1 protein-coding gene is annotated in these 427 nt (G+C 62.3%); it reads right to left on the bottom strand.

Translation table 11 applies throughout. The annotated features are described in order from the left end of the window. The coding region (locus QCE73_RS39510) for an FAD-binding protein (RefSeq protein ID WP_309885331.1) at positions 1-427 on the bottom strand (427 nt) is incomplete at both ends.

The raw sequence follows: 427 nt of genomic DNA, 5'->3' as shown, positions 1-427 counted from the left end.
CGCCAGTTCCAGCGCCTCGACCTTCGCCGTGTTGAACACCTTCGACTTGTCCTTCAGATGCACGTGCTTCACGCGCTCGGCCAGTTCCGCGATCTTGCCGACGCCTTCTTCAAGCAGCTTCGACGTGCGGAACACGCCCGCATGCGCCTGCATCGACGCGCGGATATCGTTGGCGATGTTCTGCGTGTATTCGCCCGAAGTCGATTTCTCCAGCACCGCGAGGCGTTCCATCGCGAAGTCGGCGGCATCGGCCGGCAAGGGCTTGTGCTCCTTCAGTTCCTTCGCGTGCTTGATGATGTGATTGCCCGCGGCACGCCCGAACACGACCAGATCGAGCAGCGAGTTCGTGCCCAGACGGTTCGCGCCGTGCACCGAAACGCACGAGCATTCGCCCACGGCATAGAAGCCGTTGACCGGATCGTCGTAG

Origin of the sequence: Caballeronia sp. LZ029, assembly GCF_031451275.1 — a bacterium.
GTDB lineage: Bacteria > Pseudomonadota > Gammaproteobacteria > Burkholderiales > Burkholderiaceae > Caballeronia > Caballeronia jiangsuensis.
The sequence above is the reverse complement of the archived record's forward strand: the minus strand, read 5'-3'. Positions and strand labels throughout refer to the sequence as shown.